At 40.0% G+C, this 1,129-nt stretch carries 1 pseudogene; it reads right to left on the minus strand.

Annotation, left to right across the window (positions count from 1 at the left end):
- Nucleotides 1-80: 80 nt before the first annotated feature.
- Nucleotides 81-1,129: pseudogene (locus tag FHQ30_RS12385) on the minus strand (hypothetical protein); the annotation flags it as partial.

The following is a 1,129-nucleotide window of genomic DNA, read 5'->3' on the forward strand; positions in this document are numbered from 1 at the left end:
GACATTAGGTATGGAAAAAAATACCAATCTCGGTTATAACCAAGGTAACAATAAAGATCATTAGAACCCTTTCAAAATACTTATTTTTTAGGTTCATTAGAAATTTCCTTATTTACTTTATCAGTTATATAAGGAAGTTTTTGAATCCCCTCTGATAATATAGATGAAAGGATAGGATTTGTTACCTTACTACCCGCCCAAGTCCCTACTCCCGCTAATCCGGTATCATTTAAAGGATTGCTGCCATTGGCTAAACTAACCCCCATTGCAATACCCATATTAACTCTAATCGCATCTTTAACTCCCATCTGTGGAGTAATGCCTGCCGCCAAGCCTGCTCCGGCAAACTCATACCAATTAAAAGGCTGCCCACTGACTAATTGCAATGTACCATTAGCCCCCAATCCAATAGTAACATTACGAGCCAATGCATTTTCTGTAACTTTTCCCGCAACCTTAGCAATATTTGATTCAACTATTGTTGAAGTTGCGCCAATACCTTTCGCCCCCATACCTAATAGGCTTAACTCCCAATAAACCGGCTCTACGCCTAAATCCTGACCAAATGCAGCATAATTTACCTTATCCCTCAATTTAGCAATATTTGGATATGCTTGGGTTGCCTCTATTCCCTCATATGCATTTCCTTTACCATCCGTTCGTGTATTTATGATAAGTGCATCCACTATCTCGCCAAGTTTTTGGGTATCTGTTACTATCGCATTTGGTCGGCTGAGTAACTCATCAATTTCAGCCAATTTTTCCTCACTGAGCAGCGCATTGCTTGGTGCTTTCTGACTATCTTGATAAGTACTTTCCAAACGATTTTGAATCCACCATTTATCCTGCCCTTTTATCGCTGTAGGATAAATTTCCTGAGCAGCATACGCTAAGCCTTCTGCCGCCTGCGCCTGATGTTGCTGGCACGCCGATGAACTTCCGCCTAAACGACAAGCTTCTAATGCCTGTTGACTTTTTTCTTTATCTAACTGCTCATATTTATCACTAATATTTTGGATGCAATTAGCATCAGAATCACAGGCTTTAATTTCATTTACATAATTCATCCAATCCGTTTTAGACAGATAATTATTCTCCACCGCCCGTTTTCCAATCTCGGCACTCACAA

This window comes from Testudinibacter sp. 'clade 2', assembly GCF_006227735.1.
Lineage (GTDB): Bacteria > Pseudomonadota > Gammaproteobacteria > Enterobacterales > Pasteurellaceae > Chelonobacter.